Origin of the sequence: Streptomyces sp. NPDC017056, assembly GCF_044332485.1 — a bacterium.
Taxonomy (GTDB): domain Bacteria; phylum Actinomycetota; class Actinomycetes; order Streptomycetales; family Streptomycetaceae; genus Streptomyces.
The window spans coordinates 112,221-136,345 of the sequence record NZ_JBIRPD010000015.1; the positions used below are offsets into that span (position 1 = coordinate 112,221).

Genomic DNA, 24,125 nt, shown 5'->3' on the forward strand with positions numbered 1-24,125 from the left:
GGCCCTCGGCTACAGTGGGGCACATGGCTTCCTGGTACTACTTTCTGTGAGTCCGGGCGTGGCCGCGGACGGCTGACGACGCGCCGTCCCGCCGCGCGACCGGCGGCGCCGCCCGTCCGGGCGGTGTGATCCGCCGAGCCGACGCGCGCTTGCCGCGGTCACCTTCTCCCCGCAGCCGCGTACACCGCCGCGCTGCCTCCCGGCCTTTTCGGAATCCGGCCCCCGCGCCGACGCGCGGTGCGGCCATGACGTACCCAGGGGATTTCCCGTGCGCCATCGCGCCCAATTGACCATGAAGGACGTATCCCGCGCCTACGGCGACCGCGCCGTGCTGGAGCAGGTGTCGCTGACCGTGCGCCCCGGCGACAAGGCCGGCGTCATCGGGGAGAACGGCTCCGGCAAGTCCACGCTGCTCCGGCTGCTGGCCGGTGCCGAGAAACCGGACACGGGGGAGATCACCGTGTCCTTTCCCGGCGGTACGGGCTACCTCGGCCAGCTCCCGGACCTCGACCCGCGCGGCACCGTCCAGGACGCCGTGGACGCCGCCCTCGCCGACCTGCGCGGCCTCGAAGCCCGCATGCGGGCGGCGGAAGCCGCGCTGGCCACCGCCACCCCGGACGAACTCGACGCGTACGGCGAGCTGTTGACCGCCTTCGAGGAGCGCGGCGGCTACCAGGCCGACGCGCGCGTCGACGCGGCCCTGCACGGCCTCGGCCTGTCCCACCTCACCCGCGACCGGGTGCTCGGCTCGCTCTCGGGTGGCGAGCAGTCGCGGCTGTCGCTGGCCTGCGTACTCGCCGCCGCGCCGGAACTGCTGCTGCTGGACGAGCCGACGAACCACCTCGACAGGCAGGCCACCGCCTGGCTGGAGGCGTACCTGAAAGCGCACCGCGGCACGGTGGTCGTCGTCACCCACGACCGGGTGTTCCTCGAAGCGGTCACCTCCGTCGTCCTCGAAGTCGACCGCGACCTGCGGACCGTCACGCGCTACGGCGACGGCTGGGACGGCTACCGCACGGCGAAGGCCGCGGCCCGCCGCCGCTGGGCGCAGGAGCACGACGAGTGGCTGGCGGAGGTCGCCAGGACCGCCGGGCTGGCGGCCTCGGCGGGACGCCGGCTCGCCGGTACCGGAAAGGACCCGCGCGAAGGGTTCGGCAAGCACCGCCGGTCCCATGAGGCGAAGCTGTCCGGCCAGGTCAGAGCGGCCAGGCAGCGGCTGGAGCGGCTGCGGAGCAGCCCGGTGCCGCCGCCACCCGTACCGCTGCGCTTCACCGCCGGACTGGCGACAGCGGCGGACACGCCCGGCGAGGAGGCCGAAGGTGCAGGCGCGGCGGCCCCGCAAGGCCCGCCGGGCGGCGCCGGGCCGCGGCGGCCCCTCGCCGAGCTGACGGACATCGCCGTCGGCGACCGGCTGCGGATCGCCGGTCTGACCGTCGCGGCGGGCGAACGCCTGCTGGTCACCGGCCCCAACGGCGCCGGCAAGACCACGCTGCTGCGGGTGCTGGCCGGGGACCTGGCGCCCGACCGGGGCACGGTGCGCCGGCCGGCCCGTACCGGTTACCTGGCGCAGGAACTGTCCGCCGCGCCGCCCCGGAAGTCGCTGCTGGCGGCCTTCGCCGCCGGACTGCCGGGCCCGCCCGAGGAGCACGCGCCCGGCCTGCTGTCCCTCGGCCTGTTCCGGGAGGCGGACCTGGCGGTGCCCGTGGCGGCCCTCTCCGTGGGCCAGCGGCGCAGGCTGGAGCTGGCACGCCTGGTGACACGCGCCGCCGACCTGCTCGTCCTCGACGAACCGACCAACCACGTCTCCCTCGCCCTGGTGGAGGAACTGGAAGAGGCGCTGGCGGCGTACCGCGGCGCGGTGGTCGTGGTCTCCCACGACCGCCGGTTCCGCAGCGGCTTCGGCGGGCGCCGGCTGGAACTGGACGGCGGCCGGGCGGTACGGGAGCGCGTCGCGAAGGCCCGCTGAGCCTCCGGGTGCGCCCCTGGACCCGAGGACCGAGAGTGGAGGGGAAGCCCGCGAGGAAAGGGTGAAGGGGCAACCACCCGGTGGCCCGGTGACATGACGGCCCGGCGAGCGGGCAGGGGGCGAAGAGGACGGAACGACGGACGGTGCGGGTGGTGCCCTCAGGGGACACAACGACCACACACGTTGTATCCGCTGAAAAACGGGCACCCAGCACACCGTCAGGACACAACCGTCAAGGCTGTCACGACCGTCAGCCGGCGATCCGCGACTTTCGAGGAGGAAGCGCCATGCACCTCTCGCTCCTTCAACCGATCATCGACCGGCCGGGCCCCTGGGCATCCGTGTACGCCGATGTCTCGCACGACACCGAGGACGCGGCCAAACAGCAGGAACTGGCGGCGCGCGCGGCGGCCAGGCAGCTCGCGGAGCAGGGCGCCGACCAGGCCACCTGCGACGCCGTGCGTGAAGCACTGGCCGGCCACCGCGCCAACGGGGACTCCGGGCGGGCGGTGTTCGCCACGGACGGCGAGGTCGTCCTGGACGCGCCGCTGGCCGGGCGGCCCGCGAGGCCGTTCGCGGCCTGGTCGCCGCTGCCCCGGATCACCCCGTGGGCCGAGTCCGCCGCGGACGACTCCCGCTGCCTCGTCGTGTACGTGGACCGGATGGGAGCCAACTTCGAGCTGCACAGCGACCACGGCGGCGAGGAAGCGGGCTCGGTCGAGGGTCTGGACTGGCCGATCCACCGGACCGCGACGGCGGACTGGTCCGAACGGCACTTCCAGACCGCGGTCGAGAACACGTGGGAGCAGAACGCGGGCGAGATCGCCGAGGCCGCGCAGCGGGTATTCCAGAGCTGCGGCGCCAAGCTCATGCTCCTGGCGGGCGACCCCCGCGAGCGCCGCTCGGTACACGACAAGCTCCCCGAACAACTGCGCGCCGTGGCCTACGAGACCGACCACGGCGGCCGCGCTGCCGGGTCGGACAGCACCGCCCTGGAACGCGACATCGCCCATATCCGCGCCGTGCACGAACGCGACCTCGTCGCGGACGTCCTGGACCGCTTCCGGGCGGGCGCCGGAGTGGGCGGCACGGACCCCGCGTACGCCGCGACCGGTGTGCCGGCCCTCGTCGAGGCGGCGCGCGAGCACCGTATCGACACGCTGATCATCGGCCCCGGTGGCGCCGACGCCGGCCGTGAGGTCTGGGTGGGCCCGGGACCCGACCAGCTGGCGGTGCGCAACTCCGAACTGCAGTACCTGGGCGAGGTGCACCCTTCGGCCGCCCGCGCGGACGACGCCCTGCTGCGCTCGGCCGCCGCGACCGGAGCGGAAGCCGTCGTCGTACGCGACCCCTCCGAGGCACCGACCGGCGGTCTGGGCGCGATCCTCCGCTGGAGCGAGCCGACCCAGCGCTGAAGCACCCCACCCCGGCGGGCCGCGTGACGACACACCGATGACGAGTCGTCGCGCGGCCCGCCGTGTGAGTGCGTGCGCCGGCGCCCCGGGCGGCCCCGGGCGGCCGCGCGCTCCTTCCGCCGGGGCGGGCCATCGGGCTCGGGCCGCCCCGGCAGCCAAGGCCGAGCCGGTCAGACGGCGCCCCGAAGAACGGGTGAAGGCGCCGCGACCGGCTTGGGTCCGGCCTTCTCGAAGACCGTCACGTCAATCTCGACCTTCCTTTCGCTCATCCTCCTGTGGCCCACGCTCGCAGGCTAGGAAAAGGCGTGCGGGCCGGACAGGGCGCACGTTCCGCGCCCGGTCGCGGAAATCGGGCGCACGGCGGGCGACACAGAGCGTCTGCCCCACGACGCGCGTTCCGTGTCACCCGTAGCGCGGCGGACGCAAGCGGAAAGAGGATGGCACAGGCGGACACCGGCGGAGCCCTCGTGACGCACGCCGTTCCGCCGCTCGCCGCGGCGGCCCGCGCCGTGCGCGTACCGACCGGGAGGTCACCGTGGCCCGTACCGCCCCCGCATCCGACGCCGCCCTCCGCGCCCGGCTCGACGCCGTCCGCGAGCGGTTGCTGCTGCTCGCCCGCGACCTGCACGCGCACCCGGAGACGGCCTTCGACGAACACCACGCGGCGGACGCCGTCACCGCGCTGCTGGCAGACACGGGCCTGGAGGTGGAGCGCGGTACGGCCGGGCTGCCGACCGCGTTCACCGCGACCGCCGGGCCCGCCGACGCGGACCTGACCGTGGGGCTGTGCCTGGAGTACGACGCGCTGCCCGACCTCGGGCACGCCTGCGGGCACCACCTGATCGCCGCCGCGGGCGCGGGCGCCGCCATCGCCCTGGCGGCCGTCGCCGACGACCTCGGACTGCGCGTGAAGGCGCTGGGCACGCCCGCCGAGGAGAGCGGCGGCGGCAAGATTCTCATGCTGCGGGCGGGCGCCTTCGACGACGTGTCGTGCGCGATGATGGTCCACCCCGGCCCGTCGGACGACTTCGGCGGCACGTCCATGGCTTCCCGCGGCGTCGAGGCGGAGTACCGGGGCCGCGCGGCGCACGCGGCCATGGCCCCGCACGACGGCCGCAACGCCGCCGACGCCTGCGTCGTCGCGCAGACCGCACTGGCCCTGCTGCGCCAGCAACTCCCGGACGGCGTACGGATGCACGGCATCGTCACGCACGGCGGTGACCGCACCAACATCATCCCGGCCCGGACCGTGCTGAGGTGGCAGCTGCGCGCCGGCACGCTCGGCGAACTGGAGTCGCTGTGGCCCCGGGTGCGGGCCTGCTTCGAAGCGGGCGCCGTGGCCACCGGCTGCGAACTGACGCTGAGCGAGCCGTCCGCCGCCTACGCCGACCTGCGCCAGGACCCGTGGCTCGGCGACACCTACGCGCGCCACGTGCGGGCACTCGGCCGTACGCCGGAAGCCGCCTCCATCGGGGCCTCCACCGACATGGGCAATGTCAGCCACGCCCTGCCCGCCATCCACCCCACCATCGGCCTGGGCTGCGCGGCCCGGCCGCACACGCTCGAATTCGCCGAGGCGGCGCTCGGCGAGGCCGCCGACCGCGCGGTGCTGGACGCCGCCCTCGCGCTGGCCCGCACCGCCGCCGACCTGGCCGCCGACCCGGACGAACGCCGCCGGGTCACGGACGCGCACCGGGCACGCGCCTACCGGCCTTCGTCGGCCGGCTCACCCCTCGGGTGACCCGCGGCGTTCTGCTGCTCCTCCAGATTGGTGGAGAAGGTGTCGCCCTCCTTGCCGACCCGCTCGTCCTCGTCCTCGTCGTCCGTGACGTCCAGCTCGGCGTCCGCGAACTCCTTGATCACTTCGTCGGCGGCGGAGTCGGTGTGCTTGCGCTCGTTTCCCATGGGCACCAGGTTCCCCGACCTGCGGTGATCATGCCCGGGGCCGCGGCGGCCCGTTGGCCCGTACGGGTTTCCGGGGCCGGGAAAGGGCTACCCGCAGGGGCGGCCGTTCGCGGCGGACCGGGGCCGGGCGTCCGGCCGGCCCCGGTCGGCGGCGCCACCGAGACCGGGAGGTGCGAGGGATGTTCCGTGCGATCGCGGAGGTGCTCAGGACCGTGGGAAGCACGCTCGCGGCAGTTGTCACCCTGCCGTTCAGAGCACTGGCCCGGCTCTTCGGCGGAGCCTCGCGGTCCGCCCGCTGAGACCGCCCGGCGCCGCGCCTGTCGGTGCGGTGCCGGGCACGCTACCGTGACACCCAGGCACCGTGAGGTCGCCCGAGGCCGCTTGGAACCGGCCGGCGCGGGACCTCGGACGGGCCAGACAGAGGCGGGACGCAGTACCTGTCAGCGGGCCTACAACGGTCCTCCGGAGGCCGGCCAACCTCCCACCGCCGGGCGCGCGCCCGGACCCCGTGCCCATCGTCGCGGTGGCGGGAGCCGTGTGAGAGGCGGCCTCCGATGCCTGCCACCGAACGAGAAGCGTGTGTCGCCGAAGCGGTGCGCGACCTGGTGTACCGCGCCTCCGACTTCGATCCGCTGGAACTGCTGCACGACCTGACCGACCACGCGCTGACCCTGCTGCCCGTGGCCGGCGCCGGCGTCACCGTCCTCGACGAACTGGGCCGGGTGGAGTACGCCACCGCGTCCGACGAACGCTGCCGCCGCCTGGAAGAGGCCCAGATCGACCTGGACGAGGGGCCCTGCCTGGAGGCCGCCCGCACCCGTACCGCCCTGACCACCACCGCGCTGAACGGCCCCGCTGCGCTGCGCTGGCCCCGCTTCGCCCACCACGCACGCCGCGCCGGCATCGCCGCGCTCGCCGCCGTGCCGCTGCGCACCCCCGCCACCACCGTCGGCGCCCTCAACCTGATGAGCACCACGGCACTCCTGCCGGACGCGCGCGAACTGCGCATCGCGCAGGCCCTGACGGACGCCACCGCCGCCTCCCTCGGCCACCGGCACGAGCTGCGCGGCCAGGCCGACCTGATCAAACAGCTGCGGACCGCGCTGGACAGCCGCCTGGTGATCGAACAGGCCAAAGGCGTCCTGTCCGAACGCCTCGCCATCAGCATCGACGAAGCCTTCCACCGGATGCGCAACCACGCCCGTGCCCGGCAGCAGAAACTCACCGACCTGGCCGCCGACGTCGCCGGCGGCTCCGTCCCCACGGAACTCCACGCCCAGTGACGGCCTGCGGGCGGCCACGGTGTGGCCGCCCGCCCTCGCCTCAGGTCACCTCTCAGCCGGGCAGTGCCGGCCGGTTCCAGTGCCGGTGTGCCGCGATCGCGTCGGCGAACGCGCCCGTGAACTCCTGGGCCGTTCCGCCGCCCGCCAGCCGGTCCGTGACGATGCCCGCCTCGGAGACCGCCTGGTCCCCTTCGCCGGCCGTGCGCAGTTCGCCCGGCAGCAGGCCGGCCAGCTTGTCCACGCTGACGCCCAGCGCGCCGATCGGCTTGCCGTGCCGGTACGCGCTGCGGACGAACCGCAGGGCCGCGTCGTCGGCGGCCGGGTTGCCGGAGTCCAGCCCGCCCGGGGGCAGCAGCACCGCGTCGTAGAGCACCGAGGCGACGGTGGGCAGCGCCCGGTCCACGGCCAGCGTGCTGCCGTCCTTGTCGTCGACGGTGCCGTCCTGCGGTGCGAGGAGCTCCACGATCGCGCCCCGCTCGGTCAGCGCGTCCCGGACCGCGATGGTCTGGGCGGCGTCCACGCCGTCGGACACCAGAACGGCGACTTGCCGGGTGCTGATCGAGCCGTCCCCGCGGTTGTTCTCGAAGCTCAGCGCGGGGGAGGGGGTCGGCTGCGGCGTGTTCGGGCGCTCCTGCGGCGCGGGGACGCCGATGCCCTCGGCGACCGCGACGGCCAGCGCGTGGTCGACGTACGAGAGCTGCTCGACGGTGCGGGCGCGGACCTCCTTCGCGCCGACCTTGCCCAGTTCGAAGCGGAAGGCGTCCACGATGTGCTTCTGCTCCCAGCCGGCCATGCTGTGCCAGAACATCGCCGTCTGCGTGTAGTGGTCGTCGAAGCTGGGGCTGCGGCGGCGGATCTTGCGGCCGTCCACTCGCTCGGTGTAGTGCCGGAAGGCCGGGTCGTCCGGGTCGGCCAGGGCGGGGCAGCCGCCGCCGAGCGAGTTCGGGAAGTAGTTGGTGCCCCGGTGGATCTCGTTCTGGTGGAAGCCGTCGCGCTGGTTGTTGCGGACCGGGGCCACCGGCCGGTTCACCGGGATCTGTGCGAAGTTCGGGCCGCCGAGGCGGAGCAGCTGGGTGTCGAGGTAGGAGAAGTTGCGGGCCTGGAGCAGCGGGTCGTTGGTGAAGTCGATGCCCGGCACGACGTTCGCCGTGTGGAAGGCGACCTGCTCGGTCTCGGCGAAGAAGTTGTCGGGGTTGCGGTCGAGCACCATCCGGCCGATGGGCTGTACCGGGACCTGCTCCTCCGGGATGATCTTGGTGGCGTCCAGCAGGTCGAAGTCGAAGTCGTGCTCCTCGGACTCCGGTACCAGCTGTACGCCCAGCTCCCACTCGGGGTACGCGCCGGCCTCGATGGTGTCCCACAGGTCCCGGCGGTTGAAGTCGGGGTCCCGGCCCTGGGCCTCCTGCGCCTCGTCCCACACCAGCGAGTGCACGCCCAGCTTCGGCTTCCAGTGGAACTTCACGAAGGTCCCTTGACCCTGCGCGTTGACGAACCGGAACGTGTGCACGCCGAAGCCCTGCATCATCCGGTAACTGCGCGGAATGGCGCGGTCGGACATCAGCCACATGATCGTGTGCAGCGTCTCGGGCTGGAGGGAGACGAAATCCCACAGGGTGTCGTGCGCGGAGGCGCCCGTCGGAATGTCGTTGTGCGGCTCGGGCTTCACCGCGTGCACGAAGTCCGGGAACTTGATGCCGTCCTGGATGAAGAAGACCGGGAAGTTGTTGCCGACCAGGTCGTAATTGCCCTCCGAGGTGTAGAACTTCGTCGCGAAACCACGCACGTCACGAACGGTGTCCGCACTGCCGCGCGGGCCCTGCACCGTGGAGAACCGGACGAAGACCGGGGTTTTCACGTCCGGGTCCTGGAGGAATGCCGCCTTGGTGAATTCCGCGCACGACCGGTACGGCTGGAACCAGCCGTACGCACCCGCGCCGCGCGCGTGCACCACCCGCTCCGGGATCCGCTCGTGATCGAAGCGGGTGATCTTCTCCCGGAAGTGAAAGTCCTCCATCAACGTGGGGCCGCGCTCCCCGGCCTGGAGGGAATCATCCGTATGGTCGACCGGCACACCCTGGTCGGTCGTCATCGGCCCGGCGGCCGGGTCCTCGGCGCGGAAGCGGTCTCGTTGTTCTTGCTTCGGGTCGGCCATCGGATTCTCGCTCCTTGTCTGCCCTGTGCGAAACCCGCAGAGGCATCCGCACATCGTTTAGCGCGCGCTGCGGTCCGCAGACGCCGCGGCGACGCTCCGCCGGGCTGGGTAACCGGGAAACCGCCCGGTCAAACATGCCTTTCGGGCCTTTCCAGAAGCGTTCTGTAGCCGTGCGTGACACCTCCGCAGGCGGGTACGCGCCGGTCGTCCTATGCTCAGTGGTGCAGACGTTGGGCGTGTGCCGCATGCCTGGTGGGACCGGGTGCGCGGACAGTCGGAAGCTGTCCGCTCGGTGTGCTTCCGCCGTCTCGGTGACGACGCCCAGACCCCGCGTCCGTTGGGAGAGTGGATCCCGTGAGCACAGCCGCCACGGCTCCGTCACGCCGCCGACGAGCCTTTCCGGACACCCCGGACGCTGCGGAGACGAACGCCGTTTTCACGCGCTTGGCAGAGCTTCCCGAAGGCCCCGAGAAGAAGCGGTTGCGCGATGAACTGACTCGTGCCTGGCTGCCCATGGCGGTGCGCCTCGCACTGCGTTTCCGTGACCGGGGCGAAAGCATGGACGATCTGAAACAGGTCGCGGCACTCGGCCTGGTGAAGGCCATCAGCGGATACCGCCCCGAGCGCGGCAGCGCTTTCGAGAGCTATGCCATTCCCACCATCGTCGGCGAGGTCAAACGGCACTTCCGCGACTGCACCTGGGGCGTACACGTACCCCGCCGGGTCCAGGAACTCCGCAATACCGTGCGCCTCGCCGTACGCGAACTGACCGCGGCCTGCGAAAACCGCTTCCCGACCGTCGCCGAGATCGCCGACCGCACCCGGCTCTGCGCCGACGACGTCATCCTCGGCCTGGAAGCCATCGAGAGCTACAAAACCCTTTCACTGGACGCCGAGCGGCCGGGTGCCGACGACGACTTCGCCCTCCGTGACAGTATCGGTTTCACGGAACCGCAGTACGAGCTGGTCCTCGCCAGGGAAACGGTGCGGGACGGTCTGCGGGGCCTGCCGGAACGTGAGCGCCGCATCCTTTACATGCGGTTCTTCTGCGATATGACACAGAGCCGTATCGGCGAGGAACTGGGGCTGTCCCAGATGCATGTGTGCCGCCTCATCAAGAGGACCTGCGCGCGCATTCGCGAGGAGGCCGACGGAACGGGGCCCGAGGCGCCCGCCAGTTCGGTTGCGGCATGAGCCGGTGACAAGACATGCGGTCCTGCCTTTCCTGGTAGGACCGCAGTAGCAGTTCTGGACAACAATGGTGGAGAAGGGCCGGCTTTACATGGGCGACTGCCAGATGACGTTCGTTCCCGGGGTGCCGTCGTGGGCCACCCTCCTGACGGGGGACCTCGACGTCGCGACGCATTTCTACGGGCCGCTGCTGGGCTGGCGGTTCGAGGCCGGACCGGACCGGTGGGGCCCGTACGTACGGGCGATGGCCGGGGACACGGCGGTGGCGGGGCTGAGCGCGGCCGCCCGCCACACCGAACTGCCCAACTCCTGGACGACGTACTTCGGTACCCGCAACGCGGACGACGCGGCCAACGGGGTCCGGGAACGCGGTGGTACGGTCGCCATCGGCCCGCTGGAGTTCGACGCGGGCCGGCTGGCGCTGGCCGCCGACCCGGCCGGTGCGCGCTTCGGCCTCTGGGAGTGCCGCGAGAGCACGCCGCAGACGAACCAGCAGCCGGTCGGCACCGGCGCGCCGACGTGGGTGGAGCTGCGGACCCGCGACGCGTTCGACGCCGCGCGCTTCTACGGCGACCTCTTCGACTGGTACAGCGAGGAGGACGGCACCCCCTTCGACGTGCGCTGGGAGGACGAGCGGGTGGTGCTCAGCGTCGCGGACCGCGACGCGGTGGGGCTCTACGGCGGCGCGATCGAGGCGGCGGCCGACCCCCAGGTCCGGCCGCGCTGGAACGTCCACTTCCAGGTGCCGAGCGTCGAGGACGCCATCGACACCGCGCAGAAGCTGGGCGGCCGGGTGGAGTCCAAGGCCGTGCGCACCCCGCACGGCCCCGTCGCCGAACTGCGCGACCCCGAGGGCACCCTTTTCCACATCATCAGTACGAGTCCCTGACCGCGCCGCGCGGCCGCCCTACCGCACCGCCACCAGCACCGCGTCCTCGCCGAACTGCCAGACCGCCGCGGCATGCCGGAAACCGGCCCGGCGCAGCAGCCGTACGTGGTGGGACAGGGGCAGCCCGTTGTGGACGCTGTGCGGCGTGTGCCGTGCGCGGCGGGCCGCGAAGGGGTCGGACAGCTCGGGGTCGGCGGCGGCAGCGGCCCACCAGGACGCCCAGTCCTCACGGCCGGCTGCCCGCTGCCGTTCGGCCCTGCGCAGCCCGACCTGCGCGGCGACCTCCGCCGCCCGGTCGCCTCGCGGGCTGCGGAACCGGTCGCTGTTGACGAGCACGCCGCCGGGCCTGAGCAGCGCGGCGAGGTCCCGGTAGGCGCGGCGCAGGGCGTCCGGCGCGAGGCAGTGCAGCGCCGTCGCGGAGACGGCCGCGTCCAGCGGGCGGTCCAGGCCCAGGGCGCGGGTCCAGCCGGCCGCGCCGACCGGCGCTTCGACGAACCGGGCGGCGGTGGCGTGGTGGGCCTGGCCGAGTGCGAGCAGCACCGGGTCCTTGTCCACGGCCACGATCTCCGCGCCGGGCAGCCGCCCGGCCAGCCGTGCCGCCAGTGACCCGGGCCCGCAGCCCAAGTCCAGTACCAGCGGCCGTGGCTGATCGGCCGTCACCTTTTCGACCGCGTCGGCGACGACCGTGAAGCGCTCCTCACGGTCGATCGCGTACCGCTGCTGCTGCCGTTCCCACCGCCGCACCCACAGTGCGGCCCTGGCCAAGCTCAGTCCCATCCGGTCGCGCCACCTCTGCCGTCTCGCACCTGTCCGCCGGGCGGTTCTCAACCTACAGGTGAAAACGGTTTCCAATCGCGCTGTGTCACTCCAAAGGGGTCAGGCATACGCTTCCAGGACTTCCAGCAGCCGGTCGATCTCCTCCGGCGAGTTGTACGCGTGCAGGCTCACCCGCACCGAATGCTGCCGCTCGCCGCCGCTGCCCTGGCACAGACTGTCGGAGCGGACCATGAAGCCGTGGTCGAACAGCGCGAAACCGAGGTCGCCCGAGGCGATGGCGCGGTGCCGGAAGGTCACGATGCCCTGGCGCCGCTGCACCGCCGCCCCGGCCGCCAGATTGCGTTGGCACCCCACGACCTCATACGCGGACAGGTGGCGCAGCCCCTCCGTCAGGCGGGCGGCCAAGGCGGTGGACCACCGCTCCACGCGGTCGGTGCCGGCCGCGTCCAGCCAGTCGAACGCGGCCCGCAGGCTGCAGATGCCGGTGGTGTTGGGGCTGCCGTGCCACCCGCCGGGCGCGAAGGCGGGCCCCCGCGCGTTGCGGGCCCACACGGCGCCGGACCCGGGCAGCGCCAGCGCCTTGTGCCCGGAGAAGACCGCGAAGTCCACGTCCAGGCCGGCCAGCGACACGGGAACGTGGCCGACGCTCTGCGCCGCGTCCAGGCAGATCGGCACGTCGGGACCCACCGCGCGGCGGATGCGGTGCACGTTCATGTCGCCGCCGTAGACGTGGTGGACGTGCGTGAGGGCCACGAAGCGGGTCCGCGGACCGGCCAGCGCGGCGAGCGCCGCCGGGTCGTAGTCGCCGGACCCGGCCTGGTACGGCATCGGGCGGACCCGGATGCGCACGCCCTGCCGGGCGAGCAGGTCCCGCACCTCCAGCCACGGGACGATGTTCGCCTGGTGGTCGGCGAGCGGCACCACGATCTCGTCCCCGTCGGCCAGGTACCCGGCCAGCCAGTCCCGCGCGACGGCCCGCAGCCCCTCGGTCGCCCCGCTGACGAAGTGCACACCGGAGCGGGCCGGCGCCGGATCGCCGAGGAACTCCTTGACCCGCTCCCGGGTCTCCTCGACGAGCGCCGTGGTGCGGTTGGCCCACGTGTAGGTGCCACGCCCGGCGTTGGCGTTGGCGGTGGCCAGGTAGTGCTGGACGGCGTCCAGGACCGCCTGCGGCTTCTGCGTCGTCGCGGCGTTGTCCAGGTACGCGAGCTGCGGCGCGCCCGCGATGATGGGGAACTGGGCGCGGACGGCGGTGTGCCAGTCGCGCAGTTCCTCCAGGGCGGCCGTCACGGGGGTCCCGGTCGTGGTCATGGGCCGTCACTCCCGTACCAGCGGGGCGCCGGCGTCGCGCCAGGCGATGATGCCGCCGCGCAGGCTGCGCGCGTCGGGGTGGCCCAGGCGGGTGAGCAGCGCGGCGTACCTGGCGGACTGCTCGCCGACCGGGCAGGCCAGCAGGACGGGGCGGCTCTTGCTGAACGGCAGCCCGCCGCGCACCAGTTCGCCGAAGAGCTCGTCGACGATGTTGACCGAACCGGCGATGTGCAGCGCGGCGTAGGCGAAGGGACTGCGCATGTCCACGACGAGTGGCTGGTCGCGTTCGATCCACCGCAGGGCGCCCGTGACGTCGACGTCCGGCGCCCCGCGCACCTCGGCGTCGGTGACCGTCTCGACGGAGTTCCTCTGCGGCGGCCTGCCCAGCAGCTCGGGACGCCGCTGCCGCACGTACCCCAGGTAGCTCTCGATACGGTCGCACACGATGAAGACGGCGGTCCTGCGCTGCGCGGGGCCGTCCTCGCCGGGCTCCGGCTCGGGGGCCGTATCCAGCTCGCGCAGGTGCCGTACGGCGCCGAAGTACGCGGCCCCGCTGGTCGGCCCGGCCAGGATGCCGCACCGCCGGGCCAGCGTCAGCATGCCGTCGATGGCCTCGTCGGCGGTGACCGGCGCGATGGTGTCGTAGGTGCCGGGCTCGAACAGGCCGACCTCCTGTACCTCGTCGATGGTGCGGATGCCCGGCACGAAGTCCGCCTTGTGCGACACCAGACCGACCACGCCCACCCCCGGATCGTGTTCCCGCAGCACCCTGGCCACCCCGGTGGACGAGCCGGCGGTGCCCACGCAGGCGATGAAGAAGTCCGGGGCCCGGCCGTCCAGGTCCTTGACGATCTCCGGCCCGGTGCCCTCCACGTGTGCCTGCGTATTGCGTTCGTTGTAGTACTGGTCGGTGTAGACATAGGCGCTGCCGGGCTCGGAGAGGGCCTGGTGGAAGTGGGTCAGCGGGTCGTCGGTATTGGTCGGGTCGAGACACTCGGTCTGCCCCGGCAGCTCCTCGACCTCCGCGCCCAGCAGCAGGAGGAGGTCCTTGATCTCCGGGATGCGCATGCGGTTCGTGACGGTCTTGAACGGCACCCCGTGCAGGCCGGCGAGGACGGCCAGCGCCTTGGCCGTGTTGCCGCTGGACAGCTCCACGACGGTGCGGCCCTCGTCCGCCGCGGTGGCCAGTCCGGGGCGCACCATGTTCCAGGCCGCCCGGTCCTTGACGGAGCCGAAGGGGTTGAGCATCTCCAGCTTGGCGTACAGATCGATGGTGCGCAGGCCGTGTACGGACGGATCGATGCGTACGAGCGGGGTGTTGCCGATGGCGTCGGTGATGCGCTCGAACCTCATGCAGGCCCTTTCGTCCGGCGGATCGTGTGCGGCCAGTACTGTTCGTCCAGGCTCCAGTGCCAGGCGGCGGCGTCCTGCCCGGCGTCTTCGGCCGTCTCGTCCTGCCATACGGCGACCTTGCGGGCGACGGGCTGCTGCTGCGCCTCGTCGGCGCTGAAATCCATGCAGTAGCCGGCCGTGTTCGCGAACGCCAGCAGATCGCCGGGGCGCGGCGCCGCCGGCAGGTGGACCGCCCGACGGGTGATCATGTCGGCCTCCAGGCACAGGTTGCCCGCGAGGTAGACCGCCACCGGCCCGGTGCCCGCGGCGTCGCACGGCGCGGCACGCGGTACGAGGACGGGGTCGACGAGGACGCCGTGCTCCTCCAGGCCGATGTCGTCCGCGTTGGCGTCCAGGCGCACCAGGAGGTGGTCCGATTCCGTGCCGCGCACCTCCAGCACCCGCGCCAGGGTGACGCCGCACTGGTCCACCAGCGCGCGCCCCGGCTCCGTGTGCAGCTCGTACAGGTTCTCCAGCAGCAAGGTGGCCAGCGGGCGGCCCAGCGAGGGGGCGGGGAGGGACAGCAGGGCGTCCAGGTACTGGGCGCCGGCGGTGGGGCGGTGCGCCGGGTACAGGGCCAGCGCGCCGCGCAGGGTGCCGTTCTCGTTGCGCAGGCCGTAGGTGTGCCGGCGCCAGGTCATGGGCGGGCGGGTGCCCAGCGCGGCGTTGGTCAGCTCCGTCGTGTACCGCTGCCACTGCGCGCCGTCGGCGAGGTAGTCGGTGCCGAAGCCGCCGCCGATGTCGACGGCCCGCGGGGTGAAGCCGCGGGCCCGGCACGTGTCCAGGGCCTTGACGCACCCTTCGAGCGCCACCGCCTTCTCGGCCGGGCTGGTGGTGTCGAGGTGGTAGCCGACCCCGGTCAGCTCCACCGCGTCGCCGTGCCGTTCGGCCGCCTTGAGCAGGCCGTCCAGCTCGCCTTGCGCGGTACCGAACCGGCTCTGCCGGGTCAGCAGCTTGACGCCGGAGGCGCAGAAGCCGGAGAGCCGCAGCAGGACGCGGGCGCGCGGGAGGCCGTAATCCCGTACCAGGGCGGCGAGTTCGTCCAGTTCGGCCGGGCTGTCGATGTTCACGGCGGCGCCCGTACGGGCCGCCAGCCACAGGAATTCCGGGTTCTTCGGGCCGGTCGCCATGATGCGGTCGGGCGCGAACCCGCATCCCATGGCGTGCTGGAGTTCGCCGAGGGAGGCGACGTCCACGGCGGCATCCGTGGCCGCGAGCCGCCGTACCAGGGCGCTGGACCGGTTCGCCTTGTGCGCGAAGAAGATCCCGCCGCTCAGGTGGTGACGGCGGTAGACGGCCCGGAAGGCGGCCAGGTTCTCGGCGATGCGGTCCGGTAACACCACGTTGAGCGGCGACCCGAGCCCGTCGGTGAGCGTATGGAGAAACGTCCTCGCGCGGAGGAGGGACGCCAGCCGGGATTCCAACCGCGGTTCCAGGTACAAGGGAACGTCCATACGGAATACTTCCCCCGGTAAGGACCCGAGGCCACCTCATCCGGGGAAACGGCCGGTGCGCACCGGCCGCGGGCGCGGCGGGCGCGCGCCGGGCCGGCAAGCGCTCACGCCGCGGCGGTGCGGGACTCCGCCAGGTGCCGGACGCCGGACCGTACCGCCCAGAAGAACACCGAGAGCGCGACGGCACCGACGACGACCGAGTCGTACGGGGCCGGCAGCCGCCCTGAGCCCTCGAAGGTGCCCAGCCACGACAGCAGGGTCAGGGCCGCCAGGTACGTCACCAGCCAGGCGCCGGTGCGCAGTTCGCCGAGCAGCGGCAGCCGCCGCCCGGAGCCGTCCCGGTCGCCGACGGCGGCGGCGTCCTTGCCGCCGGAGCGCCGCATGGCCAGGAAGATCAGCAGCCCGGCGAGGACCAGGGGCAGCGCCAGCCGGAGGTTGTGCCAGCCCGACCAGTACACGAACTCGCTCGCCACCACGAAGCTGACGGGCGCGATCCAGCGCAGGCCGGGCACCCAGCCGGCCGTGGTGCTGCCGGGGTCGGCGAGGAAGACCGCGGCGGCGACGGCGGAGGCCCCGTAGATCAGCAGGTACATGTTGCCCATCACGCTGACGATGTCCTGCCAGCCGCCGAACGGCAGCAGGAAGATGACGATCACCGCGAGGTTGACCGCCAGGGCCCGGCGCGGCACGCCGTACCGCTCGTTCACCTTCATGAAGAACCGGGGGATCGTACGGTTCTTGGCGAGCGCGTAGGTGTGCCGGGCGTTGATCGCCACGCCCACGTACGCCGAGCCGCCGGGAGAGATCACCGCGTCCGCGTACAGCAGGCTGGACAGCCAGTGCAGGTTCAGGACCAGCGCCAGCTGCCCGAACGGGGAGTCGAAGGACACGCCCTTCCAACCGCCGCCGAGCACGTTCTCGGGCACCGTGAACAGGAACGCCACCTGGAGGGCCAGGTACATGGCGACGGCCAGGCCGATGCCGGTGAGGACCGCGGCGGGGATGGTCTTGCGGGGGTTGCGAGCCTCGCCGGAGAAGTCCAGCGGCGCCTGGAAGCCGTTGACCGAGTAGACGATGCCGCCGCCGGCCAGCGCGGTCAGGCAGGCGGCGTAACCGTACGGCGCGAAGCCGCCGTGGTCCGTCAGCCGGCCCTCGTGCCAGCCGGAGGCGATCAGCGCGAGCACCGTGACCACCGGCACCGCGATCTTGAACACCGAGATCAGGTTGTTCAGCTTGGCGAACAGCCGCACCGCGAACCAGTTCAGCGCCGTCAGGACCACGCTGAGTGCGGCGGCGACGCCCACGCCGGTCAGGGTCAGGGTGTGGCCGCTGTACAGGCCGGGCACGTAGTGCGCGGCGTACTGCATGATCGCGCTGATCTCGGCCGCCGTGCCGCCCACCGAGAGCAGCACCGACCAGCCCACCAGGGTGCCGACCAGCCGGCCGCTGGCGAACAGCGGCCAGCGGACCGTACCGCCGCCCTCGGGCCGCGACGCGCCCAGCTCGATCATGACCAGGGCGACCAGGCCGCACAGCAGGCCCGCGCCGATCCACGACAGCAGCGACGCGGGGCCCGCCGTCTGCGCCGCGTACAGGGCGGCGAACAGCCACCCGGACCCGACGATGTTGGAGAACCCGATCGCCGTCAGCCCCCAGAACCCCAGGTCCCGGCGCAATCGGCGCTCCTGCGCCAGCACTCCTGGCGCACCGGCCTCCTCGACCTCACCCGTCACCTGACGTTCCGACACCGAACTTCCTCCCTGGCCCTTACCGACGGTGACACGCCGCCCGCGTCGCGACGTGCACATGCGGATTCTGCCGCTCCGTCGCGGTGCCGACGCACGTCACCACGCGTTGCCGGGCCTCGGGTGTCCGAATTGTCGGGTGACGGCGGGTGGTCTCCGGCGGCAACCGCGGTGGCACGCCTGCCGGAAGGGAGGGAGATTAAGGCTGTATGAAATCTGCGATCGGCTGTTCGAAAAGGGCGTCCGGTCCGGGCGGCAGGCGGGGCGCGGTCCCCGGCGCCGCGCCCCGCCCCGTTGCCGCCGGTCAGCTGCGCAGCGGTCCCTCGCACGTGAAGGGCGCGCTCCCGGCCCGGCCGTCGGACCACACGTCCACGGCCCCGAAGGAGCAGTCCATGTCGGCGAGGTTGTCGACCGCGGCGCCCGCGCGGTCCAGCAGGAAGTAGTCGACCGTCTCGGACATGTCGGCGAACACCCGGTCGGGGTCGCGGGCATCGGCGAGGTTGGCGGTGATCCGGCCGGTGCAGGTGAAGCGCGACCGGCCGCCCGTCTCGCCGGTGCCCGTGCAGGAAGGCGTGACGTACGTGGCGGCGGCGAAGGCCGACCGGACCTCGGACGCCTCGGCGAAGCGCAGCGAGGCGACGGGGTGGAAGGTGGTGCTGGGCACGTACAGGTCGTCGGCCTTGGCGATCTGGGCGTCGAGGAACGCGTCGTACGCCCGTTGCAGCGCGGCGTCCGCGCCCAGCCGGGTGCGCCAGGCGTCGAACCCCTTCGGATCGTCGGCGCGCTGGTACCCGTACATCTCCCGGATCAGCGACGGGCGCTGCTGCCACAGGAACTCGAAGAAGGTGCCGGCGTAGTTGTAGAAGCGGAAGCTGTCACCGGAGTACGTGGCGTGCAGCAGCCGGTCGACACTCATCCGCGGGCCGCCACCGGCCGTGTCGGCGATGATGCCCTTGACCAGCGACTTGCGTACCTTCACCCCGTCGTCGCGGGTGCCGCCCGCGAAGAACTCGGCGGTGCCCTCGTCCATGGCCGTGGTCAGGTCGCCGGTGTACCAGGGCGCGTCGCCGAAGCTGCCGGGAACGGCCCAGCGGCCGTTGAGGTAGTGGGTGTACTCGTGCCGGAAGAGCTCTTCGAGGGTGAGCGAGGAGTCCTGCGGCACGCGCCGCTGATAGGTGTAGAAGGTCGCCCCGTTCTCGATGTAGACGCCACCGTTGTCGGTGCCCATGCCGGTCAGCAGCGGGTGCATGATCTCGTACTCGGCGCGGGACGCGTACAGGTGGACGTGGAGCGTGGCGTTGGTGTCCCCGGCCAGCGGCTGGTCGCTGCCGAGCACCCGGAAGAACTGCGCCTTGACCTGCTTGCTCGCGTAGTAGAGCCGGTCGACGGTGGCCCGGTCGAGCGCGGTACGAACCTCTATGCCGCCCCGGTCGTAGGCGTACGTGTGCGGGAAGATCTCGTTCTCGATCTGCTGGACGCAGACGTTGTACCGCGCGCAGTCGCCGTAGTAGTTCAGCCAGCCCGCCACGCCGGCCCACGGCGCGCTGCGGCGGCCGAAGTTGGCCTCGGTGGCGCCCAGCAGCGTCCCGAGGTCGGTGACGACGGCGGGTTTGAGGGCGTCGATCTGGCCGAAGCGCCCGTACTCGCCCAGGGCGTCGCGGACCGCCCAGGCGTTCGCGGTGTCTTTCAGGTGGGTGTGGCCGGCGAAGGTGCGGAAGGCGGCGCGGTACGCGGCGTCGGCGGTCACCGCCGCCCGGAAGGCCGTGTCGTTGTTGCCCGGGTAGATGCCCAGGTAGTTGACGGTGAGTGCGGCGAGGGTGGCGCCGCCCCACATCGGGTCGGCGGCGGTCGGCGTACCGCGGTCCATCGTGCCCAGTACCCGCCGCACCAGCGGCAGTTGGTGCTGCCGCAGGCCGGGTGCGCTCGCGGCCGTGAGGGCTTCGCGCAGCGTCTCGGCGTTGTGCCGGGTAGGCTCGAACGTGCGGGCCGCGCCCCCGTACGCGGCGACGGCCGCCCGCATCGCCGCGACCGTGGGGGCGTCCGTGACGTCGATCTCGTCGCGCGAGAAGTCGTGGTACGCGACGGCGTGCAGGTAGGTGAACAGCTCGTACAGGTGGGTGGCGTCGGTGGCGTCGTGGCCCGGCGCGAGCGCGCTGATCCGGCGGGACACGGCCTGCACGTGCGCCCGCGACATCACGGGGGCCAGCCGCGCGTCCCAGGTCCAGATCAGCCCGCGCAGGCAGCCCTCGACGGTGACGGCGGGGTCGGTGAGGAAGTCCGCGAGCGCGTCGGGGCCGAGGCGGGTGAGGCTGTCCAGAGTGCAGGGGACGGCCGGGGTGCCGGGGCGGTCGCCGTCGGCTCTGCCGCGCCGGGCGGTGCCCGGTGAGAGGTCGCCCGGGACGCGTCCTTCGGAGATCCGGCCGTTGCCGGGAGGCAGGTCTCTGGCCGAGGGGCGCGGAGCGTCGGCGAACCGGTCGGCCCGGTCGGTCCTGTCGGGCACGCCGGGGGTGGGGGCCGCCGCGGGCGCGGCAGCCGACGGCCGGCCGGGCGCCGCGCCGTGGGCGGCCTGGGCCGCGGGAAGGGCGAGACCTACCGCCAGGACGGCACTCAGCAGGCCCTGGCGCACAGTGCGTAACGGAAACACCGGCTGCTCCTGGGTAGTGGGGGATAGCCGCACGTGAAGCTGCACTGCGGCTCAAATGCCGTGCTGGTACAGGTAGTTGACGTCACATCAGGCCGCCGCGCGCCCCGTAACCTAGTAATGTGACATTGCACTGACAACCCGTCGGGCCGGGATTTCGGCGGATCGGCTACGCGGTCCTCAGTGCCCGGACCGCGCCCACAGCGACCTGACGTGCCCGAGGTGCCGCGCCATGCACGCCTCCGCCCCCGCGGCGTCGCCCGCCAGGGCCAGGTCCAGCAGTTCCAGGTGCTCCTGCGCCGAGGGCAGCAGCTCACCGCGCTCGTCGAGGCCGGCCAGGCCGTAGAGGCGGGAGCGTTTGCGCAGGTCGCCGACGGTCTCGACGAGCCGCGCGTTGCCCGAGAGCGCCAGCAGGCCCAGGTGGAAGCGGCGGTCCGCCTCCAGGTAGCCGATGAGGTCGTGGGCCCGCGCGGCCGCGACGATCTCCTCGGCCGGCGGGCGGAGCGCGGCCAGCTCCTCGCGGCGGGCCAGCCGGGCCACCCGGCCCACGGTCGGCACCTCGATCAGGGCGCGGATCTCCGCGAACTGGTCGAGGTCGCGCTCGCTCACCTCGGTGACCCGGAACCCCTTGTTGCGTACGGGCTCGACCAGCCCCTCTCGCGTGAGGTCGAGCATGGCTTCCCGCACGGGCGTCGCCGAGATGCCGAAGCCGGCGGCGAGGGCGGGGGCGGAGTGCACGGTGCCGGGGCGGAGTTCGCCGGCGATGAGCGCGGCGCGCAGGGCGTGGGCGGCCCGGTCGCGCAGCCGCTCCTGGCCGGTGATCGGTCCGAGGTGCTTCACATGGCCCCCTGGGCGGCCCCTCGACGGGCCTTCCGTACCGGCGTCGGACAGGGCAACAGCGTACAAAGTGACGTTGCGCCGCGGAACGGTCCGGACGCCGGCCCGGGAAACCCGTGCCGTGGCCGCGCCGGGTCAGGCGTGCCGGGCCGCGCCCGCCGCCGCCGTCAGCGTCACGGCGGCCTGCCTGGCGAGCCGCGCCGCTTCGGGGCTGCCGCTGATCGTGGCCGTGGTGATCGCGCCGTCGACCAGGAGCGCCACCTGGTCGGCGAGCGGGCCGGGTTCGGCGACACCCAGGTCGCGTACGAGACCGGCGACGTACGCGTGGACGGCGTCCTTGTGGTCGCGTGCGGCGCGGGCCACGCCTTCCGAGACGGCGCCGAGTTCGCCGTACGCGTTGATGAACGCGCAGCCCCGGAAGCCGGGCGAGGTGAACCAGGCGTGCAGCCAGTCGAACACGGCCGCCGGGGCGTCCTGGGGTGTGGCGGCATGTTTGCCGACGTACTCGGCCAGGTCTACGCGCCAGCGCTCGTCGCGGCGCCGCAGGTACGCCTCCACCAGCTCGTGCTTGGCGGGAAATGCCTGGTAGAGCCGCTTGAGGGACACGCCGGAAGCGGTGCGGATCTCGTCCATGCCGACGGTCTGGATACCGCGTGCGTAGAAGAGTTCACCGGCGGCCCCGAGCAGTCGTTCCCGGGCTTCTTCCAGTTGCACAAGGGCCTCCCGCTACCGCTGAGAACGTTCGTTCTCTATAGTAGCCGACATCGGGAGAACGAACGTTCTCCCCGCGTTCCGCATGCAAGGAGTCCGACATGGCCCCCCGCCCCCCGCTCCCGCCCTTCACCCGGGAGACCGCACTGCAGAAGGTCCAGGCAGCCGAGGACGCCTGGAACACCCGCGACCCCGCACACGTCGCCCTCGCCTACACCGAGGACTCCGTCTGGCGGAACCGGGACACCTCCCTCACCGGCCGCGACGCGATCACGGCCTTCCTCCGCGACAAGTGGGCGCGGGAGCTCGACTACGCCCTGCGCAAGGAGCTGTGGGCCTTCGAGGACAACCGGATCGCGGTGCGCTTCCAGTACGAGTTCCACGACGCGGCGGGCCAGTGGTGGCGCGCCTACGGCAACGAACTGTGGGAGTTCACCGAGGAGGGCCTGATGCGGCGCCGGGAGGCGAGCATCAACGACGTCCGTATCGACGCCGGCGAGCGGCGCATCTTCGGCCCCCGGCCGGCGGCGGGCGGTGAGGTCCCCATGGCCGTCTGGTGACCGCCCCCCCGGCCCGCGGCGCCGGAACGCACCGCGCCCCGCCGGACTCCCGGCGGGGCGCAGCCGTGCGATGCCTTACTTCACGTTGATCGCGGTCCACGCGGCGGCGACCGCCTGGTACTCGGCGCTGGAGGCGCCGTACAGGTCGGCGGTGGCCTTGAGCGTGCCGGTGCGGGCGCCCGCGTACTTCGTGGTGGAGGTGAAGTACGTGGTCAGCGCGCGGTACCAGATCTTCTGGGCCTTGTCGCGGCCGATGCCGGTGACCTTCGAGTTGTCGTAGGTCGGGCTGTTGTAGGTCACGCCGTTGATCGTCTTCGTGCCGCTGCCCTCGGACAGCAGGTAGAAGAAGTGGTTGGCCGGACCCGAGGAGTAGTGCACGTCGATGCCGCCCAGCGACGAGGACCAGTAGTCCTTGGACGCGCCGTCCTTGGAGGGCTTGTCCATGTAGCGCAGCGGCGTGCCGTCACCGTTGATGTCGATCTTCTCGCCGATGAGGTAGTCGCCCTTGTCGACCGCGTTGTTGGCGTAGAACTCGGTCGCCGTGCCGAAGATGTCGGACGTGGCCTCGTTCAGGCCGCCGGACTCGCCGCTGTAGTTGAGCTTGGCGGTGGCGGCGGTGACGCCGTGGCTCATCTCGTGCGCGGCCACGTCCAGCGCGGTCAGCGGGTTGGCGTTGTTCTGGCCGTCGCCGTACGTCATGCAGAAGCAGGAGTCCTGCCAGAAGGCGTTGACGTAGCTGTTGCCGTAGTGGACGCGGGAGTAGGCGCCCTTGCCGTCGTTGCGAATGCCGTTGCGGCCGAGGACGTTCTTGTAGAAGTCCCAGGTGACCGCCGCGCCGTAGTGCGCGTCCACGGCCGCGGTCTGGCGGCCGCCGCCCCACTTGTCGTCGGCGTCGGTGAAGAGCGTGCCGGTGCCGGACGTGCCCTGCTTGAGGTCGTACGTCTTGTGGCCGCCGCGGGCGCCGTCGGTGAGGTTGTAGGTGCTGCCGCTCTTGGTCGTGGTGAGCGGCACGGTGCCGCTGTACGAGCTGGTGCCCGTGCCGGTCTCGATCGCCTCGTCCTGGAAGAGCTTGGCCCCGGTCTTCGCGTCGGTGATCACGTGCAGCTCGCTGGGCGTGCCGTCCTTCTGGACGCCGGTGACCACGGTCTCGTACGCCAGGACCGGCTTGCCGGAGGCGGCCCAGATCACCTTGCGCGGCGCGTCCTTGGCCGCGGCCTTGGTGTTCTTCTCGGCGGCGGAGGCGGACAGCGCGCTCTTCTTGGCGGCGGCGGCCGGCTGGGCGGCGTCCGTGGTGGACACGGCTATCTTGGCCTGCGTCGCCTTGTCGACCGTGCGGGTGCCGTTCTTCTTCTCGTGTACGACCAGGTCCCCGCCGAGGACCGGCAGGCCCTCGTACGTGCGCTCGTAGCGCGTGTGCACCGTGCCGTCCGCGTCCTTGATGACGTCGCGCGCGACGAGCTTCTCCTGGCCACCGAGGCCGATCTTCTCCGCGGTGACGGCGGCGTCCGCCTGGGCGCTCTTGATCGCGGTCACGCGCTGCTGGGCGGAGAGCGCGACGGCGCTGGTGCCGGTCGCGGCGTCGGGCTGCGCGGTCGCTGACCCGGTCTGGACGGCGACCGCGACCATCGCGGCGGAGGCGACCAGAGCGGCGGCACGGAGGGAGTGCTTGCGGGGGGTGGAGGTCATGCGTCTCAACTCAGTCTCCTAGCGCGGGCCGTATGGGTACGGCCCGTATGAGGGGGAGGGCACACCCTGTCGGGGCGCCCGGTGGTGCAGGAGTGAATCGAGAGGAGACTGCCATCACGAGACCGTGTTTGTCAGGGCTTCAACAAGGATTTCACAGGGGGTTTGACGAAATGCGATTGTTTGTCGGCTATTTATGATCGACAGATGTCG

19 protein-coding genes are annotated in these 24,125 nt (G+C 72.4%); 8 read left to right on the forward strand and 11 right to left on the reverse strand.

Translation table 11 applies throughout. The annotated features are described in order from the left end of the window. Nucleotides 1–292 precede the first annotated feature (292 nt). The 3 genes from ACH4OW_RS26430 to ACH4OW_RS26440 all read left to right on the forward strand — a co-directional run bounded on the left by ACH4OW_RS26430 (nucleotide 293) and on the right by ACH4OW_RS26440 (nucleotide 5,122). Entirely contained in the window at nucleotides 293–1,966 is a 1,674-nt protein-coding gene (locus tag ACH4OW_RS26430; protein WP_398030311.1) for an ABC-F family ATP-binding cassette domain-containing protein, read from the forward strand. Between the two features lie 287 nt (nucleotides 1,967–2,253). Then, the gene (locus ACH4OW_RS26435; RefSeq protein ID WP_360129762.1) at nucleotides 2,254–3,381 is read left to right on the forward strand and encodes a Vms1/Ankzf1 family peptidyl-tRNA hydrolase; all 1,128 of its coding nucleotides are present in this window, start codon (nucleotides 2,254–2,256) and stop codon (nucleotides 3,379–3,381) included. Between the two features lie 535 nt (nucleotides 3,382–3,916). Continuing rightward, nucleotides 3,917–5,122: an amidohydrolase gene (locus ACH4OW_RS26440; RefSeq protein WP_398030312.1), complete on the forward strand. Its 1,206-nt coding sequence runs from the start codon at nucleotides 3,917–3,919 to the stop codon at nucleotides 5,120–5,122. On the opposite strand, the gene ACH4OW_RS26445 is transcribed toward ACH4OW_RS26440, so the two are convergent. Next, on the reverse strand, nucleotides 5,086–5,286 hold the full coding sequence (locus tag ACH4OW_RS26445; RefSeq protein ID WP_398030313.1) for a hypothetical protein: 201 nt from the start codon (nucleotides 5,284–5,286) through the stop codon (nucleotides 5,086–5,088). The genes ACH4OW_RS26440 and ACH4OW_RS26445 overlap by 37 nt on opposite strands. 179 nt (nucleotides 5,287–5,465) lie before the next feature. On the opposite strand from ACH4OW_RS26445, the gene ACH4OW_RS26450 reads away from it, so the two are divergent. Together ACH4OW_RS26450 and ACH4OW_RS26455 are read left to right on the forward strand one after the other, a co-directional pair. Further along, nucleotides 5,466–5,585: an LPFR motif small protein gene (locus ACH4OW_RS26450; RefSeq protein WP_360129771.1), complete on the forward strand. Its 120-nt coding sequence runs from the start codon at nucleotides 5,466–5,468 to the stop codon at nucleotides 5,583–5,585. Between the two features lie 255 nt (nucleotides 5,586–5,840). Next, entirely contained in the window at nucleotides 5,841–6,569 is a 729-nt protein-coding gene (locus tag ACH4OW_RS26455; protein ID WP_398030314.1) for an ANTAR domain-containing protein, read from the forward strand. 52 nt (nucleotides 6,570–6,621) lie between these two features. Here the strand turns inward: ACH4OW_RS26455 and ACH4OW_RS26460 are convergent, their stop codons facing one another. Further along, complete coding sequence (locus ACH4OW_RS26460; protein ID WP_360129776.1) at nucleotides 6,622–8,721, reverse strand: catalase; 2,100 nt, start codon at nucleotides 8,719–8,721, stop codon at nucleotides 6,622–6,624. Nucleotides 8,722–9,075: 354 nt separating this feature from the next. Between ACH4OW_RS26460 and ACH4OW_RS26465 the strand changes: the two genes are divergently transcribed. Next, on the forward strand, nucleotides 9,076–9,915 hold the full coding sequence (locus tag ACH4OW_RS26465) for a SigB/SigF/SigG family RNA polymerase sigma factor (protein WP_360129779.1): 840 nt from the start codon (nucleotides 9,076–9,078) through the stop codon (nucleotides 9,913–9,915). A gap of 88 nt (nucleotides 9,916–10,003) precedes the next feature. Next, nucleotides 10,004–10,801, forward strand: coding sequence for a VOC family protein (locus ACH4OW_RS26470; RefSeq protein ID WP_398030315.1), 798 nt, complete (start codon nucleotides 10,004–10,006; stop codon nucleotides 10,799–10,801). 18 nt (nucleotides 10,802–10,819) lie between these two features. Here ACH4OW_RS26470 and ACH4OW_RS26475 read toward each other — a convergent pair whose 3' ends face one another. From ACH4OW_RS26475 to ACH4OW_RS26510, 8 genes are all read right to left on the reverse strand, one after another. Continuing rightward, nucleotides 10,820–11,578, reverse strand: coding sequence for a class I SAM-dependent methyltransferase (locus ACH4OW_RS26475; RefSeq protein ID WP_398030316.1), 759 nt, complete (start codon nucleotides 11,576–11,578; stop codon nucleotides 10,820–10,822). A 99-nt stretch (nucleotides 11,579–11,677) separates the two neighbouring features. Beyond that, complete coding sequence (locus tag ACH4OW_RS26480; RefSeq protein WP_398030317.1) at nucleotides 11,678–12,889, reverse strand: aminotransferase class V-fold PLP-dependent enzyme; 1,212 nt, start codon at nucleotides 12,887–12,889, stop codon at nucleotides 11,678–11,680. Nucleotides 12,890–12,895: 6 nt separating this feature from the next. Next, nucleotides 12,896–14,242: a pyridoxal-phosphate dependent enzyme gene (locus ACH4OW_RS26485; RefSeq protein ID WP_398030318.1), complete on the reverse strand. Its 1,347-nt coding sequence runs from the start codon at nucleotides 14,240–14,242 to the stop codon at nucleotides 12,896–12,898. Continuing rightward, entirely contained in the window at nucleotides 14,239–15,735 is a 1,497-nt protein-coding gene (locus ACH4OW_RS26490) for a Y4yA family PLP-dependent enzyme (RefSeq protein ID WP_398030319.1), read from the reverse strand. The genes ACH4OW_RS26485 and ACH4OW_RS26490 overlap by 4 nt, the downstream gene beginning before the upstream one ends. A 104-nt stretch (nucleotides 15,736–15,839) precedes the next feature. Continuing rightward, entirely contained in the window at nucleotides 15,840–17,483 is a 1,644-nt protein-coding gene (locus ACH4OW_RS26495; RefSeq protein ID WP_398030320.1) for an APC family permease, read from the reverse strand. 301 nt (nucleotides 17,484–17,784) lie between these two features. Continuing rightward, nucleotides 17,785–20,124, reverse strand: a complete 2,340-nt coding sequence (locus tag ACH4OW_RS26500) for a collagenase (protein ID WP_398030321.1) — start codon at nucleotides 20,122–20,124, stop codon at nucleotides 17,785–17,787. A gap of 177 nt (nucleotides 20,125–20,301) precedes the next feature. Further along, nucleotides 20,302–20,961, reverse strand: coding sequence for a GntR family transcriptional regulator (locus tag ACH4OW_RS26505; RefSeq protein WP_360129800.1), 660 nt, complete (start codon nucleotides 20,959–20,961; stop codon nucleotides 20,302–20,304). A gap of 132 nt (nucleotides 20,962–21,093) precedes the next feature. After that, nucleotides 21,094–21,672: a TetR/AcrR family transcriptional regulator gene (locus tag ACH4OW_RS26510; protein ID WP_398030322.1), complete on the reverse strand. Its 579-nt coding sequence runs from the start codon at nucleotides 21,670–21,672 to the stop codon at nucleotides 21,094–21,096. Nucleotides 21,673–21,770: 98 nt separating this feature from the next. On the opposite strand from ACH4OW_RS26510, the gene ACH4OW_RS26515 reads away from it, so the two are divergent. After that, nucleotides 21,771–22,229, forward strand: a complete 459-nt coding sequence (locus ACH4OW_RS26515) for a nuclear transport factor 2 family protein (RefSeq protein WP_398030323.1) — start codon at nucleotides 21,771–21,773, stop codon at nucleotides 22,227–22,229. Nucleotides 22,230–22,304: 75 nt separating this feature from the next. Here the strand turns inward: ACH4OW_RS26515 and ACH4OW_RS26520 are convergent, their stop codons facing one another. Continuing rightward, entirely contained in the window at nucleotides 22,305–23,915 is a 1,611-nt protein-coding gene (locus tag ACH4OW_RS26520; protein ID WP_398030324.1) for a M4 family metallopeptidase, read from the reverse strand. Between the last annotated feature and the right edge of the window lie 210 nt (nucleotides 23,916–24,125).

Coding starts and splice junctions, on each gene's coding strand:
- ACH4OW_RS26475 (WP_398030316.1), bottom strand. CDS start 11,578: ATGGGACTGAGCTTGGCCAGGGCCGCACTGTGGGTGCGGCGGTGGGAA.
- ACH4OW_RS26520 (WP_398030324.1), bottom strand. CDS start 23,915: ATGACCTCCACCCCCCGCAAGCACTCCCTCCGTGCCGCCGCTCTGGTC.
- ACH4OW_RS26430 (WP_398030311.1), top strand. CDS start 293: ATGAAGGACGTATCCCGCGCCTACGGCGACCGCGCCGTGCTGGAGCAG.
- ACH4OW_RS26435 (WP_360129762.1), top strand. CDS start 2,254: ATGCACCTCTCGCTCCTTCAACCGATCATCGACCGGCCGGGCCCCTGG.
- ACH4OW_RS26480 (WP_398030317.1), bottom strand. CDS start 12,889: ATGACCACGACCGGGACCCCCGTGACGGCCGCCCTGGAGGAACTGCGC.
- ACH4OW_RS26450 (WP_360129771.1), top strand. CDS start 5,466: ATGTTCCGTGCGATCGCGGAGGTGCTCAGGACCGTGGGAAGCACGCTC.
- ACH4OW_RS26470 (WP_398030315.1), top strand. CDS start 10,004: ATGGGCGACTGCCAGATGACGTTCGTTCCCGGGGTGCCGTCGTGGGCC.
- ACH4OW_RS26455 (WP_398030314.1), top strand. CDS start 5,841: ATGCCTGCCACCGAACGAGAAGCGTGTGTCGCCGAAGCGGTGCGCGAC.
- ACH4OW_RS26485 (WP_398030318.1), bottom strand. CDS start 14,242: ATGAGGTTCGAGCGCATCACCGACGCCATCGGCAACACCCCGCTCGTA.
- ACH4OW_RS26460 (WP_360129776.1), bottom strand. CDS start 8,721: ATGGCCGACCCGAAGCAAGAACAACGAGACCGCTTCCGCGCCGAGGAC.
- ACH4OW_RS26445 (WP_398030313.1), bottom strand. CDS start 5,286: ATGGGAAACGAGCGCAAGCACACCGACTCCGCCGCCGACGAAGTGATC.
- ACH4OW_RS26515 (WP_398030323.1), top strand. CDS start 21,771: ATGGCCCCCCGCCCCCCGCTCCCGCCCTTCACCCGGGAGACCGCACTG.
- ACH4OW_RS26490 (WP_398030319.1), bottom strand. CDS start 15,735: ATGGACGTTCCCTTGTACCTGGAACCGCGGTTGGAATCCCGGCTGGCG.